The organism is Streptomyces torulosus (genome assembly GCF_001419765.1).
Classification (GTDB): Bacteria; Actinomycetota; Actinomycetes; order Streptomycetales; family Streptomycetaceae; genus Streptomyces; species Streptomyces torulosus.
The window spans coordinates 1-14,062 of record NZ_LIRK01000033.1 but is presented as its reverse complement, the minus strand read 5'-3'; the positions used below and the strand labels follow the sequence as shown (position 1 = coordinate 14,062).

12 protein-coding genes and 2 pseudogenes are annotated in these 14,062 nt (G+C 67.6%); 6 read left to right on the top strand and 8 right to left on the bottom strand.

Going from position 1 to position 14,062, the window contains the following annotated elements; translation table 11 throughout:
- Positions 1 to 1,135: 1,135 nt before the first annotated feature.
- A complete protein-coding gene (locus AOK23_RS03350; protein ID WP_240496232.1) occupies positions 1,136 to 2,530 on the top strand; it encodes a glycoside hydrolase family 43 protein in 1,395 nt (464 codons plus the stop codon).
- A gap of 167 nt (positions 2,531 to 2,697) precedes the next feature.
- On the opposite strand, the pseudogene AOK23_RS51830 reads toward AOK23_RS03350, so the two are convergent.
- The 3 genes and pseudogenes from AOK23_RS51830 to AOK23_RS47635 all read right to left on the bottom strand — a co-directional run.
- A pseudogene (locus AOK23_RS51830) lies at positions 2,698 to 2,907 on the bottom strand (transposase); the annotation flags it as partial.
- Between the two features lie 271 nt (positions 2,908 to 3,178).
- Positions 3,179 to 3,568 (bottom strand): hypothetical protein, encoded by a 390-nt coding sequence (locus AOK23_RS03345; protein WP_055711246.1) that lies wholly within the window; start codon positions 3,566 to 3,568, stop codon positions 3,179 to 3,181.
- Positions 3,569 to 3,651: 83 nt separating this feature from the next.
- Positions 3,652 to 3,903: a DUF3800 domain-containing protein gene (locus tag AOK23_RS47635; protein ID WP_055711245.1), complete on the bottom strand. Its 252-nt coding sequence runs from the start codon at positions 3,901 to 3,903 to the stop codon at positions 3,652 to 3,654.
- A 224-nt stretch (positions 3,904 to 4,127) separates the two neighbouring features.
- Here AOK23_RS47635 and AOK23_RS49315 point away from each other — a divergent pair, with 224 nt between their 5' ends.
- Positions 4,128 to 4,925 (top strand): hypothetical protein, encoded by a 798-nt coding sequence (locus AOK23_RS49315; protein WP_055711244.1) that lies wholly within the window; start codon positions 4,128 to 4,130, stop codon positions 4,923 to 4,925.
- A 105-nt stretch (positions 4,926 to 5,030) separates the two neighbouring features.
- Positions 5,031 to 5,483, top strand: coding sequence for a DUF5959 family protein (locus AOK23_RS03330; protein ID WP_055711243.1), 453 nt, complete (start codon positions 5,031 to 5,033; stop codon positions 5,481 to 5,483).
- On the opposite strand, the pseudogene AOK23_RS44380 reads toward AOK23_RS03330, so the two are convergent.
- The 3 genes and pseudogenes from AOK23_RS44380 to AOK23_RS03310 all read right to left on the bottom strand — a co-directional run bounded on the left by AOK23_RS44380 (position 5,465) and on the right by AOK23_RS03310 (position 9,105).
- Positions 5,465 to 6,292 (bottom strand): annotated as a pseudogene (locus tag AOK23_RS44380) (IS5 family transposase). The gene AOK23_RS03330 and the pseudogene AOK23_RS44380 overlap by 19 nt on opposite strands.
- Before the next feature lie 408 nt (positions 6,293 to 6,700).
- Positions 6,701 to 7,120, bottom strand: a complete 420-nt coding sequence (locus AOK23_RS03315) for a roadblock/LC7 domain-containing protein (protein ID WP_055711242.1) — start codon at positions 7,118 to 7,120, stop codon at positions 6,701 to 6,703.
- A complete protein-coding gene (locus AOK23_RS03310; RefSeq protein ID WP_240496231.1) occupies positions 7,117 to 9,105 on the bottom strand; it encodes a sensor histidine kinase in 1,989 nt (662 codons plus the stop codon). Before AOK23_RS03310 ends, AOK23_RS03315 begins: the two co-directional genes overlap by 4 nt.
- Before the next feature lie 583 nt (positions 9,106 to 9,688).
- Between AOK23_RS03310 and AOK23_RS03305 the strand changes: the two genes are divergently transcribed.
- Positions 9,689 to 10,873 carry a hypothetical protein gene (locus AOK23_RS03305; protein ID WP_240496230.1) on the top strand — a complete coding sequence of 395 codons (1,185 nt, stop codon included), beginning with the start codon at positions 9,689 to 9,691 and terminating at the stop codon, positions 10,871 to 10,873.
- A gap of 122 nt (positions 10,874 to 10,995) precedes the next feature.
- A complete protein-coding gene (locus tag AOK23_RS03300) occupies positions 10,996 to 11,487 on the top strand; it encodes a hemerythrin domain-containing protein (RefSeq protein ID WP_055711241.1) in 492 nt (163 codons plus the stop codon).
- Positions 11,488 to 11,852: 365 nt separating this feature from the next.
- Here AOK23_RS03300 and AOK23_RS03295 read toward each other — a convergent pair whose 3' ends face one another.
- A complete protein-coding gene (locus tag AOK23_RS03295) occupies positions 11,853 to 12,023 on the bottom strand; it encodes a DUF5670 family protein (RefSeq protein WP_045563097.1) in 171 nt (56 codons plus the stop codon).
- 950 nt (positions 12,024 to 12,973) lie between these two features.
- A complete protein-coding gene (locus tag AOK23_RS51825) occupies positions 12,974 to 13,219 on the bottom strand; it encodes a hypothetical protein (RefSeq protein WP_055711240.1) in 246 nt (81 codons plus the stop codon).
- Positions 13,220 to 13,509: 290 nt separating this feature from the next.
- Here AOK23_RS51825 and AOK23_RS03285 point away from each other — a divergent pair.
- The coding region (locus AOK23_RS03285) for an NAD(P)/FAD-dependent oxidoreductase (protein ID WP_157877926.1) at positions 13,510 to 14,062 on the top strand (553 nt) is incomplete at its 3' end.

Sequence of the window (14,062 nt, the reverse complement as noted above, 5' to 3'; positions counted from 1 at the left end):
GCCAAGCGCGCCGCCGTAGCTGTTCCACACCGGCCATTACGGGAGTACTGCTCATGACAGAGACATCCTTGTTTCGTGTCGGGGGGTCGGGGGCGTGGGTGGGGATGGCGGAGACGGCTGGCCCGTCAAAGGTCTGGAGCAAAGGGCGCCAAGACCTAACTTGTTCGAAATATGGGACAGTGTTCGTAAATTCGGCGAAAAGCTAGAGGGTGATGTGAAGGGGCGTCAAGAGGGCTGCGGGACCGACCGGGTGGGGTGTGCGTACAGGAGACGCCCGGGCGCGCCGCTCATAACGGGAAGTGCGACGCGGAACCACCTGCCTTGCTGCATGGGCGCGTCGGACTGCCCAGAGGCGGGGCGCGGGGACCTCGGCGAGCGGCGGTTCGCCATCACCGGACGGCCCTCGGCGGCGTCACGCGGAGGTGAAGCCGGGGGTGATGGTCCCGCAAGCATGGAGGCGCATCGAACGGGCCGGCCCTGAAGGCGCTGCCCGAGCCGAGGGTCTCCGTGGTAGGGCGATTCGGTGCCCGCTGCTCGCCGAACGGGAGCGGTCCCTCCCGCGCCGGGAGGTGTGGCGCGCCGCTCGTCGGAAAACGAAACTACCGGACTGGCTGGTTCTCTTGACGTGATCTAACCGGACGTTTACCTTCTGGCCGAAGTTACGTACGACGTTCGAAATTGCGAACGGGTGTTCTCTGGGGGGCTGCCCCGTGACGCGCACCCGTCATCGGCTCAAAGTGGGGCAGCTCCGCCGACGCTGCCCTTCCACTCCTCACGCGGTTACGGCGACCGCAAGTGCCTCGACTCCACCGTGACTTGCACGTCGCACCCGCGTGAAGACAGGAGGCGCACACGCATGCGGTTCTCTCCCGGCGGCCGGCGACTTGGGTCGCCGCCGACCCGCTCTCACGGCTCAACCTTGAACCGCCCCCAGCGGGCTGCCGCAGCCGAGCAGAGCTCCTCGATGACGCGGTTCATCAAGTAGGGAGCGGCCGGTCGGCACAGGTACAGCGACGCCACCTTCCGCCTGACGAACTGACCCGACGGACCCGCGGCACTCTCCCGCTCCTTCGCCTTCGCAAGGAGGGCGTCGGTGCCGCACGCCTGTGAGAATCACGCATCGAGAGGAAAGACCTTGCTGGCAAGACTGATCAGGAGAGCGGCGTTCCTCATCGCTCTGGTGGCGCTGGCCACGGGAGTGGCCGTGCCCGCGCAGACGGCCGCGGCGGCCGACGCCGACTCCGCCTATGTGATGGGCTATTTCAAGGAGTCGCTCAGCGGCGCGGGCAACGTCAACGCCCTGCACCTCGCGGTCAGTGACGACGGCCGGGAGTGGACGCCGCTCAACGACAACAACCCGATCCTCACTCCCACCGCGGGCACCAAGGGCATCCGCGACCCGTTCCTGTACCGGCTGCCCGACGGCAGCTGGGTCGTGCTCGCGACCGACATCCCCGTGGGTGGCAGCTTCACCAAGGCCAACCCGAACATCCACGTCTGGACCTCGCCGGACCTGGTGAACTGGTCGGCGGACCGGCTGTTGAAGGTCAACGCCACCAACCCGAACTCCTACAGCTGGGCCCCGGCCATCCACTGGGACCCGGTCCGACGCGCCTACGGCATCACGTTCTCCACCGTCCCGCAGGGCAAGTCGTACTCGGTGATCGCCGTCTCCTACACGACCGACTTCGTCACCGCCACCGACCCCATGGTGTTCCACGACGCGGGCTCCGGCATCATCGACTCCCACGTCGTCACCAACGTCAACGGATCCAACTACCTCTACTACAAGAGCAACGCGACGGGCCGGCTGGTCGGCGCGAACTCGACGTCGGTGGAACCGGGCAGCTTCACCAAGTACACCGACGGCGTCGCCGAGAACCGGTGCACCGAGGCCCCCACGCTGGTGAAGTCGCTCACCTCGTCCACCTGGTCGCTGTGGGGTGACACCTTCTGCCCCAACGCGAAGTTCGACCTGTGGGAAGGCGACTTGGTGTCGGGGGTGTGGACCAAGGTCGGCCGCCAGTCGTACACCGCACCGCTGAACGCCAAGCACAACACCGTCCACCCGATCACCGCCGCCGATCGCGACCGCCTCCTGGCCCGGTACGGCGGCACCAGCTGGAACCTCCTGAAGTCCTACAACTTCCCCGGCCACTACGCCCGCCACGAGAACAACGCCGGCCGGATCAGCGAACTGCCCTTCGACCCCTACCAGGACGCGCAGTGGCGGCTGCGGCCCGGCCTGTCCGACCCCAACGGCGTGTCGTTCGAGTCGGTCAACTTCCCCGGCTACTACATGAAGCAGGAAGACTTCGTGATCAAGCTGGTCCGTAACGACGGCACGGCGGCCTTCGCCACCGACGCCACGTTCCACCGCGTCGCCGGCCTCGCCGACGGGAAATGGTCGTCGTTCCGCTCGGCCCGGTTCCCGACCCGCTACCTGCGGCACTTCGCGTTCGCCCTGCGGCTCGACGAGATCTCGACCGCGACCGGCCGCGCCGACGCCACCTTCAACATCGTCTACTGACCCACCGCACGAGCCCACCGCCCCGCGCCTGTCCATCACCAGGCGGCGGGACGGTGGTCCATTATGGCGGCCGGAGAGGTGGCGCGGGCCATGATGTGAGGACTGAGGCGCCATCCGCTTATCGATCACGGAGCTGGCCTGCTCGAACAGGGTTCGTGATCGGGTGATCACGCGAGAGTCGGCGCATGACAGCAGGGCCTCTTGGTAGCTCGAGGGTGCGAACCAAACCAAGTACTAGGGTCCGTCTTCAAACGGATCTTGCACCAGGAGATCCCGGTACGGATCTTGTAGACCATGCCGTTGATGATCTTCCGGTCCTCGGCACGAGGCCGGCCCGTCACGGCTCGCGGTATCAAGGGAGCGAGTAATTCCCAATCGTGGTCGCTGAGTTCATGGCGGGCGTATCACAGCCACCGTGATCCATCACCAGGTGATCTTTGAAGACGGACCCTAGTTGGGCGCAGCGTGCCGGGGCCCGGCTGACGCGCCGCCGGGGGCGTGGGTGACTCGGTCACGGCACCCGGGCGGCCTAGGTGATCAATTCCAAGGGATGCCTGCGGAGGGCGTGGGGTGGGCGGCGGCCGAAGCCACCCCGAGACGGCGAGGCGGCGGGCTGTCGGCCCTGGTTGTCGAGGTGGCAGCGGGCGGTCAGGCGTCAGGGTCGACTTCGGGGTGCGTGAACCGCACGGGCTTGCCCAGCGACCGGGCGTAGGCGATTTCGGCTCGGGTGCTGTCTCCGATGTAGTCGCCGACTACGAGCACCTCATCAGCGAGCCGGATCTTCGCCCGGTGCAGATCGTCGAGTCGAACCTTCAGCGCCTCGGCCTCGACAGGATCGGACCAAAGTTCGTGCGGCGCCTTCATGTCACAGCCCGGTTTGACGACAATCTTTCCGGCTTTGGTCTCCCGCAGATCGGCCTCGTTCATCTCAGTCATGAAGCGGGTGGAGCCGCAGATCACGACGATACGCGGGAGGCTCAACAGCTTCTTCGCGTCGGCGAGCTTCTCCTCGGGGGTGAGGAGTTGGGGGTATGACACTGGTTCCTCCTGGTGGTGTGGTCCAAGGGCGACTCCGAGTTCAGGGGCGCCTGTTCAGATCCTGCAGGCGCCCCTCGTCGCCATCATGTCTCTGAGCCCTCCACGGGAGTCGGCCATATGCCGTCGATCAGCCATGGACGGGCAACCGGCTCCAGGTCGCGGAAGAACCGGTCCCCGCCGCCACCTGCCATCCACTGCGACCACTGGCGCGTCGCGCCCGCAGCCCAGTCCGCCACCTGAAGCTGCGGGTGGTCCTTGCTGTCCGCGAACTCGATGGCGCCCATGAAGGGGTTCATGAGCTCGCCCGGCCGTGCGGGATCGGGGAGAAAGTGCACGGTGTGCAGCGGGTGGTGTTGCGGTCGACTCCTTTCGATGCGTCGTGCACCAGGGCAGCGGCCGTCACGTCGCGCCCCTGGACGTCGCCGATGACTGCCGCAGCGGTGGTTTCGGTGAGACGGATGAGGTCGTGAGAAGCGAGCCAGCACCTCTGACAAGCGGACGTGGCACCGTACTTGCCTGCGATGCTGTGGCAGTGAACAAGATGTGGCAAGGAACTGTCATGAACGATTCCCGCTTCGTGGTCCCCGCGTCGGGTGTGATGCCGAGGCATGTGCTCTGCGCGGTCGGAGTGGGCCTGGATCTCGATGTACTTAACCGGGTGGTCGAGGCGGCTGGCGCGGGGGACTTCATAGTCGATGAGTTGCAGCAGGAGCCGGACCCTCGGATGCGTGACGCTTTCGGCGCCACGCTGGATGCCCGGCGGCCCACCCGAGACGACGAGTTCGGCGATGACGACTGGGCCGCGGTGGACGCGCATGACTCGGTTGCGTACGTCCTGTCGCAGCCGATCTCCCAGTCCAGTGCCGTGGAGGTGTCCCGACAGGCCCTGGCCGTCACCGCCGCTCTGCTGGCCAACGGCGCCACCGCAGTGAAGAACGAATCCAGCGGGGTGGCCTGCGGTCGCGGGCGGTGGCTGACCCTTGCGGACCGGGCAGCGACAGCCGAGAACGACCACGACCTGGCGGGCGCCCTCGATCACGCGTGGGTGGTGCCGGCCCTGCTCGATGAGGATGTGTTCTACAGCTGCGGCATGCATCTCCTGGGCGAGGCCGACGTCGAACTCGCGCCCGGGCCCGCTGCGGCGCTGGAGCAGTGGGGTGAGTGGATGACGACCATGGACACCGCCAGGTACTACCTGCTGACCGAGCAGCCCACACGCGGGATCCGGGACGGCGAAGGTTTCCGTCTGTCTCCGGACGCACCGCGCTGGATCATGAACCGTATGGAATGTGAGCGCTACGAGGAAGACGAGTTCTTCTACAACCCGTATGGATACTGGCGCCTCACCCCCGGCTAAGAACTCCTAACGGAAGAAGGCGGGGATAACCTGCTTGTGCCCGTTGATCTGGTTCAGAGACCCTGAGCTCCGACAGATGTGAGCGGGCAGGGCAGAGGGTGCAGGGTGGAACTGATCAGCCTCTCGGATGGCGACAACAGCTTCCGGGTGCGTGTGCTGAGGCGTAGGTCGCCGGGCGTGTTGCATCTTCACGACCAGCTCGACGCAGAGGTCATTGTGACCAGCAGCTTCGTCAGCGGTCGGTTGGACATGTCCCTGTTCCCTTCCGACCTGGAGGAGTGGTCCCGCGCCCTGGACCTGCTTGCTGCCGGTCAGGACATCTGCTGGAGGGACGACGACCACAGCCCCGAGATCAAGATCCAGCCGTACAACGAGGAGCATGAGACTGTCGCTGTCCGTGTAGAAGATCTGGGCAGTTCATGCGTCTCCGTGTTCCTTCCCATGAGTCTTGAAGAGGGCTGGATCGACGAGCAGCGAAAGCTGCTCGGGCAGGTGCTGCAGGAGTGGCCGAGCGAAGTGCTGGAGTCTTCACCGGGCGCCTATGAGTGGCGGCGCTGAACTGCGGCCAGGCGCCGCCGGCAGATGAGTGCGCATCCGAGGGTGAGGAAAGCTTCGTGGATGTCGTCGCGTATCTCCCAGCGGATGCGCAGGCGGCGGAACCAGTGCAGGTGGGCGAACGCGCGCTCCACGAGCCAGCGTTGGGTGCCCAGGCTGGAGCCATGTTCGGTGCCGCGGCAAGTGATCAACGGCTTCACGCCGAGGTTCCAGACGAGACGGCGGTACTTGTCGTGGTCGTAACCGCGGTCTGCCAGGACTACGTCCGGGCGCGCGCCGGGGCCGGCCACGCTTGCCCCGTACGGACGGCACGGCCTGGAGGAGTGGGATCAGCTGGGTGACGTCGTTGCGGTTGCCGCCAGTCAGGATGGCGGCGCGTGGAATGCCGGTGGCGTCGGTGATCAAGTGATGCTTGTTACCCGTCCTGCCCCGGTCGACGGGGCTTCGTCCGGTCTTGGAGCCCCCTTTAACGCCCGGATGTGGGAGCCGTCGACCGCCGCCCGGGAGAAGTCCAGGGCGTTCGCGCCGCTGACCTTGGCGAGGAGGGCCTCGTGCAGTCGCGGCCACACCTCGGCCTCGGTCCACTCGGCCAGCCGGCGCCAGCAGGTCATACCCGAGCCGAAGCCAAGTTCCTGCGGCAGATGTTCCCAGGCGATTCCGGTGTGTAGGACGAACAGGATGCCCTGGAACACGAGCCGGTCCGGATGCCGCTTGCGTCCCGGATGCCGGGTCCGACGCTCGACCTTGGGCAGCAGTGGCTCGATCACTGCCCACAACTCGTCATCGACTTCCCACGGCTTCGGCCGAGCCACCCGCACCCCCGGATCATCAATCCCGGGGTGATGGTCACGTCGCCCACACCCGCGGTCTGTCGCGCGCGTTCACCAGCCTTACCCTTCCGACGAGTTCACGGCCCTCGGCCGCAGCCCTCGCGACGGTGACGCTCGGCCGACAGCTTCGTCGAGTCGCCCGTGCCGAGTTTGACGGGCGCCGGGCCGACTTACGTCGCGAGTCGACCGCTCAAAGGTCCAGGGACCGGCGTCGGCCTTGTCGGCCCGAGGGCGGTGCGCAGCTGCCTGCTTCTCAGAGGCGCCCGTCGGCTCGATTCCGCCGGGCACCTCTGCTCTTCCCGCGTGATGTCGACGTACAGATGAGGCTCCTGGGGTGGGTGGGACTCACCAGCCGGTCCCTGAGACGCAGGTAGCAGCAGTGCGCTGTGATCAACCCGCGCTGACGGGCGTGGAGTTGAGTTCCCGTATCAGCTGCGGGGTGAGCAGTTCTCCGGCGCGGTCGGCGAGGACGGCCATTTCGTAGCCGACCAGGCCGACGTCGCATCCCTCGGCGGCGAGGACGCCGAGGCAGCTGCCGTCGCGGATGCGACCGACCATGAGGAAGCCCCCGAGCATTTCGATCATGACGAGCTTCATGCCGTGGAAGCCGTGTGCCGTCGCCGCGTTCTGGGCGAGGCTGGTGATACCGGAGACGACTGCGGCCAGGTGGTCGGCGCGATCCCGGCCGAGGTTGTCCGAGGCGGCCATCAGCAGGCCGTCGCAGGAGACGGCGACGGCGTCGGTGACGCCGTCGGTGGTGCGTACGAACTCCGAGATGAGCCAGCTGAAACTCTGGACGGCGGTGGTCACGATGACACTCCTTGTGTGCTTCTGGCCTCGGCACGGGCGACACCTGCTCGGAAGCCGTTGAGCAGGGAGGAGACAGCGGGCCTGGCAGGTCGAGGTGTGGCGGAGCTGTCCTGCGCGGGGGCGAGCAGGCGCCCGGGAAGAGCAAGGAGTGCGGACAGGCCGCCCCCGGTGGTGTCGAAGAGGTGGACTTGCGCGCCTTCACCGAGGCGGTGGGCGAGCCGGCCGACGACGAGGTGGCCGAGGAACCGGGTGGGTGCGGCGAGCAGAGCTTCCTCGCCGGAGTCACGGAAGCGGGCGCCCGCACGTTCCTTGTCGGCTTCGGACATGCCGATGCCGTGGTCGACGACAGCGAAGCAGTAGGTGTCGTCCTCGGTGTCGTACCAGCCGTGCACCTCCACCGGTTCGGTCGGGGGCGAGAAGTTCAGCCCGTTCTCGATGAGTTCGGCGAGGAGGTGGGCGACATCGGCGACGGCGTGCCCGCGTACCCGCACCGGCTCCACGGTCGCGATCAGGACCCGCCGGTACTGCTCCACCTCGGCGACCGCGGACTGGACGACTTCCAGGCCGTCGGCGGACGTTGCCGTGGGCCGGGGCGGATTCTGCCCGGCCAGGACCAGCAGACTTTCGGCGTTGCGCCGCATGCGGGTGGCGAGGTGGTCGAGCTCGAAGAGTTCGGCGAGGGCGTCCGGGTCGAGTTCCTGCTGTTCCAGGCGGGTGATGAGGCTGAGCTGGCGACGCACGAGGTTCTGGTTGCGGCGGCCGAGGTTGGCGAGTGATTCGGTGGTGTTGCGGCGCAGGCCGGCTTGCTGGGCAGCCAGTTGGAGGGCGGTCTGTTCCACCTGGCGCAGGGACGCCGCCACCTCGGCGATCTCCGCCGTGCCACCCAGCGACCGTGCCTCGGGGGTGTCCCGGGCATCCGCCGGCGTGAGGAACTCCTCGTGTTCCTGCGGGGACCGCTGGATACGGGCGACGGCCGCGGGCAGCCGGTGCCGCGCCACTTCGTGGGCGGCCTCGGCGAGTGCGCCGAGCGGGCGCGTGAGGGAACGTGAGGCAAAGGCGGCGAGGCCTGCGACGAGGGCGGCCATGAGCGTTCCCGCGACGAGGTAGGCGGCGAGGTCCAGCTCCGCGTCGTGACTGAGCCGGTCGGCCCGGTCCCGTACGTCGTCACCGACCGACTGCTGGGCGGCGTACAGATCGTCGACGAGTACGGTCATCGCGTCCCACCATGTGCCGGCGTCGGCGTTCAGCGCGGAACCGTCGGCCGCGCCTTCCGCCTGGGTCTCGTAGGCGGTGGCGCGTTGGGCGTCCTCGGTGCCGAACGCCTTCTTCAGAGCCGCGCGCTGGGGCGCGGTGGCGACCTGTCGGAAGCGGGCGAGGGCTGCGACGCGCGTGGCGCGCGCCTCGGTGAAGGCGACGTATTCGCGGCCCTGGAAGGCACCCTCGGCGAACACGCCGTTGAGGAGACCCCGTTCGAGAGCGACGGACTCCTTGGCCGCAGCCAGTTCCCGTAACCCCGCCAGGCCGTCGCCCAGTTGGCGGTCCGCGCGCGTCGCGGTCTCCGCGACCGGGTCGACGGCGTTGAGAGCGTCGACCGCGGTGGTGTAGAAGGCGAGGGTGGCGGTCCGGTCGGCGGTGCCCGTGCCGTCGGTCGCTCTGTCGGCGGCGGAGCGGAAGGAGGCCAGGCGCCGCAGGCTCCGCTGGATGACATCCTCGACGGCTCGTTCGGGGCGCATTCCGCGCAGCGCGGTGTCAACGCGTTCGCGCGTGGCGGCGAGCGGTGTACGGAACTTCTCCTCACCGCCCAGCAGACCGTTCGTCAGGCCGCGTTCGCGTTGCAGCTGGTGTACCAGGGCTTGGACCCGCAGGCTGAGGCCGACCTCGGCGCGGGTCGTCCGCGCGTCGCCGAGGGCCTCGGCACGGTCGTACACGGCCAGCCCGGCCACCGCGAGCAATAGGCAGATCGGGACCGCGATGACCACCGCCACACGGCCTCTGATGCTGCGCCAGCCAGGCAGCGGCCGTCGGCCGGACGTAGTCCGGTCGCTGTGGTGGCGTCCAGAACCCCCTCTGCGGAAAACGCTTTTGCCGCTTGCGCCGAGCCTGCCGGGCAGCGGCCGAGATGGCGTCCACACCCTCATGGCCATGACGCTAGTCCGGCCTCTTTATCAGCCGGTTACCGAACTGTTAGACCCCGTGGGGACTTCAGTTGCGCCACCCTCACACCACAGGCCAGGAGCCTGTGACCGAGCAGGACAGGACAGGTGCTCGGTGTCGGAGGCAAGCGGTGCAACCGGCACGGCGCCGAGCGGCCGAAACCGAGAAACCACGACCTCGGCTCCTGGGCATGCGTCATGGACAATGCTCCCCGAGTTGAATATCAGGAAACCTGATAAAGAAGTACGCCCGCCGGGCGGGCCCCGCCAAGACCTGTCACCGCATCCCTTCTCCCCCGCAGGAGCCGGGCAGGCAACCCGGAAAGCGCGACCGACGCGTCTCGGCAACACCCGTGTCATCCGGCATCGCCGTATGCATCATCGTGGGCATCATCAGGGTTCCTGATATCGGGCAGTGCCCGGCCCTACCGGGACACGAAGGAACCCGCCACCGCTCTCTGCTGCCGGCTTCGGCTCCCCCGACGTTCCTCACGTCGCCTGCTTCGACACTGTCTTTCACAAGGATCTGCCGGCACCGGCGCGCACGTACGCCGTGCCGGAGCGATGGCGAGCCGAATACGGGCTGCGCCGGTACGGCTTCCACGGGCTTTCCTACTCGTGGGCACTGCAGAGGGCGGCGCAGGCCCTGGGCCGACCCGTCGACAACCTCCAGGTCGTACTCGTCCACCTGGGCGGCGGCTGCTCGGCCTGCGCCGTCCGGAACGGACGCAGCGTGGAAACCACCATGGGCCTCACTCCGCGGGAAGGCCTGGTGATGATTCGGCGCAGCGGCAGCCTCGACCCCGGCGCGCTGCTGTGGCTGCAGCGGCGGCACGGTCTGAGCACGGACGAATTGGATGACACACTCCACCGGCATTCCGGTCTGCTCGGCCTCTCCGGTACCTCGGGAGACACCCGGGACCTGGTGCGCGCCCGCGAGGAGGGTGATGCCGCGGCCGCGTTGGCGCTGGCGACGTTCACACTCAGCTGCCGCAGGGGCATCGCCTCGACGGCCGCCTCGCTGGACCGGCTGGACGCGCTGGTCTTCACCGGGGAGATCGGCGAGGACCAACCCGAGGTACGCGAGGAGATCTGCTCGGCCCTGACTGTTCTCGGTGTACGAGGCGGGCTGCTCGTCCCCGAACTGGACGATTTGATGGCGGGAAGGCCTCCGACGCATCGATCGGCCGGTGAGCGGTGTCCCGGTCTTCGTGGTCGCAACCGGCGAGACCCAGCAGATCGCCGACGAGACCCGACGCGTGCTCGGCATGTGACCGGCCAGGCAACTGACGGCACATCCCACACTTGCCTGGCCCGCGCAACGAACGGGCCTCCTGTACCAGGACAGCATGGGGGAGTGGCGACGTCTGGTCCTGTACGGCGCCCGCCCCGTCTGGTCACGGGGCTCGACGGCCACTGCCCGCATCAGAGCCTCCGTACCGCACCTTCGACGCCCGAGGACACCCTGCGCCGCATGTTCACCGACTGGCTCGCCGCCCTCGGCATCCCGGTTCTGGTCATACGAGCCAGTTGGTGGATGAGGACAGCTCGTGCAGGTCGTGCACATTCATGCCGACGCCTTGGCGGGCTGTCTCGGTGAGGCTGTGCAGATCGGTGTCCGAGGGTTCTGCTCGTTGTTCGATCAGGCCGTCCTGATGAACACCAGTGGATGGGGTAGCAGGATTTCGGCAAGGTCCCCCGCACGAAAGTGATGCTCTTCCCATGGCAGAGACACGAGACGTCGTTGAACTCATTCTCCAGGACCACCGGAAGATGGAGGAGCTCTTTCGCCTGATGCGCAGCGTCGAAGCCGACCGGGCCGCCGCTCTGCGGGAATTCTCCGGTCTGCTGATCGCGCACGCACTGGCGGAAGAGGCGAAGGTCTATCCCGCCCTCAAGCGCTACAAGAAGATCGACGACGAAGAGGTGGAACACGGCGAGGAGGAGCACGAGGAGGGCAACAAGGCACTCCTGGCACTCCTGGAAGTCGACGAGGTCGGCTCCCAGGAGTGGGACGAGAAGCTGGAAGATCTCGTGCAGGCCGTCACCCACCACGCCGACGAGGAGGAGCGCACCATCCTCAACGGAGCGCGCGAGAACGTGGCCATGGAGCGCCGCGTGGAACTGGGCGAGGCGTTTGTGGAAGAGCGCGAGCGTCAGCTGAAGGAAAGCTGCGGTGCCGTCGACAACGTGCGCCGCATCGTCAGCTCCTGACCGCAACCCGTGCCCCGCCCCCGGACGGTCGGCGCTGGGAGGAGGCGGCCGTGACCTTCCGGTTCCCGCGCAGTTCCTTCCTGGGTGCAGGGCGACGGCCGTAGGCAGATCTGGGTCCTCACGGCTGCGCCCCGACTTGCGGGTGACCTGTTGTCTGGCGAGCGCGCGGTGCGGGATGTCGGGGTGGCTGGGGTCCGGTGGTTTGGAGGTGGAGGCTCCACTGCTTCACCGGGCCCCAGCTATGTGGCCCGGCTCCCGGGAAGGTGGTAGTTACACCGTTCGCCCGAAAGAGATGTCCTGATCCGGGACATGCCTGTGGGCCCCGGACGTATCCGGAGCCCACAGGCATGCTGCTGCTTGGCGGATTACCAGCGATACCAGCGGCCCCTGCGGCCGCCTGTGTCTGCGGAGCGCATGACGAAGCCCAGCAGCCAGACGACCAGCACGATGACGGCGATCCACCACAGTGCCTTCAGCGCGAAACCCGCGCCGAAGAGGATCAGAGCCAGCAGAAGAACGAGAAGCAGGGGAACCATAGTTATCAACCTCCGTCGCTCCTCGTGCCCGGCGAATGCGAGAACACACGGTCGATTTCCCCGGTTTCTTCACCGTACTTTCGGGCACTGGACCCAGTTTCTCCTGGCATTCACCTCACCGCCGGGCCGCTGGGCGACTGTCGGTTCGTCGAGTTCCAGGGCAGAGTGGCCGCAGGCACCGGCGGTACGGGACACGATCGACGCCTTCCGCCGGCTCACGATCGACTAACCCACGGTCCGCTGCGGTCGACCCGATCGGCGCTGCATGGTGGCAATGGTGGGCCACTGGCACGGTGGGCCCGGGGCGTGTGTTGCCTGCTGCGCATGGGCGGTGCCGCAGTCGTCCCCGAGTCGGCTGCGGCGCCGCCCTGGCTGCCCGTCCTCGCTCGTCCGGCCGCCAGGTGTGACTTGGATGCGGGCCACCCGGCGGGACAGGGTGGGCCTACAGCCCTTGGATGGTTGCGGGGAAGACACAGTGTGAGTGGTGCGGGCCGGAGTCGTGGGGTTCAGGACTGTCGTGTCCTTGACCGTGCATGACACTTGAAGAGGTGTGGAATCTGATCACGCGGCTGCTGGTTCCGGGCGGCCGGTTCGCCGAGGTGGGGCCTCATCCGGATGTCTGGGGACGTCCGGGCGGGATGCTGGTGCGTATGTCGGGACCTGCTGGCCAGGAGTTCTACATCGACGTAACTCGGTCCGAGGGTGACTCGAGGGAGTGACCGACTGCGGTGCTTGTGTGTGGTTCTGTGGCTTGGGCAGTGTGGTCAGGGTCGCGCGTGTCTCCCAAAGGTGTGCTCGGTTCTCCTGCTGCTCTTCGCAGGGGGCCGTCCGGGCGTTGGGGCAACGCTTCCGGATCAGGTGGGGCATGTGCTGGGGCGGGCGGGCAACGGAAGCCGGTAGCCAGAGCGCCAACGCCGCGAGCCGCCGACGCCAGGGGAGAGTGAAGCGGGTTAGACGGTCAGAGCCTGCTCGACGGTGTGGTGGCAGGAGATGACCTCGTCCAGGCCGACGAGCTGAAGGACCCCCAGCACCGAGTGCTGGGCGCCGGCGATGCGCAGCCATCCGTGAGCGTCACTCGCGGCCGCCCCCCTCTTCTGAATGCGGGGCGACGGATCCATGAGTCCTGCCAATGTCCGGCGGGTCGACACCTCGATCGAGCGGAAACCCTGCTGCTGCCCGCTGGTCTGGACAGCCACGGAATCGCCATCCCGGCCAGTCCTGCTCGGATACCTCCCAGGCCTCGACCAGGGCGTTCGCCCCCGCGACTCTCCGCCGGTCGGTCAGGGCCGCCATCCGAGGTGGCCGGTTGACATATTTCAGACCGGTGTGAGGCTGGAGAAGAGGCGGTTCCTCGCCGCCGTATCGCATAGAGCCTGGCAGTGCCGCCCATCGGGGCCAGTCGCCCACCAGTTCGCGGCGGCGACAGATGAACCTGACCCCTGCTCCGTAGAGGGAAATCTCCGGGGGCGCGAAGTGAGGCGATCGAATGGGCCGGGTTCCCGAAGTGGCCGTGGTAGGAGCCGGCATCGTCGGACTCTGCACCGCCTATGCACTGGCCGAACGCGGAACGACGGCGCGGGTCTACGAAAGCGGCGTTCCAGGCAACGGGCAATCCGGTGGCGAGTCCCGCATATTCCGTCACGCGCACGACGACGCCCGCCTGGTCGAATTCACCCGGCAGGGCCGCGCCGTCTGGGACGAGTGGGCCGACCGGTTGGGCGCCGAACTGATCTCCCAGGATGGAGTGGTCGCCCTGGGCGGTCCTGTTCCTGGGAGACTTCGCATTCTGCAGGAGGCCGGCGGCATACCGGTCCGGACCGTGGACAGCGCCGAGCTTCAGGCCAGCATGCCGCTGCTCGCGGACTACCGCGGTCCCGCGATGCTTGATGAGGAGGGCGGTGCCATCCGCACCCGTGTCGCGGTCGAGTGCCTGACCGATGCGCTGGGTGACTCTGTGGTCACCGACGAGGTCCTCTCGCTGTATCCCACGGGCCGCGGCACGGTGGAGGTGCTCAGCGCCGTCGGCCGCGAAGAGTACG

Bases quoted from the DNA above. Each gene is read 5' to 3' on its own strand.
- AOK23_RS03300 (WP_055711241.1), top strand. From the start codon at position 10,996: ATGGCAGAGACACGAGACGTCGTTGAACTCATTCTCCAGGACCACCGG.
- AOK23_RS49315 (WP_055711244.1), top strand. From the start codon at position 4,128: ATGAACGATTCCCGCTTCGTGGTCCCCGCGTCGGGTGTGATGCCGAGG.
- AOK23_RS03295 (WP_045563097.1), bottom strand. From the start codon at position 12,023: ATGGTTCCCCTGCTTCTCGTTCTTCTGCTGGCTCTGATCCTCTTCGGC.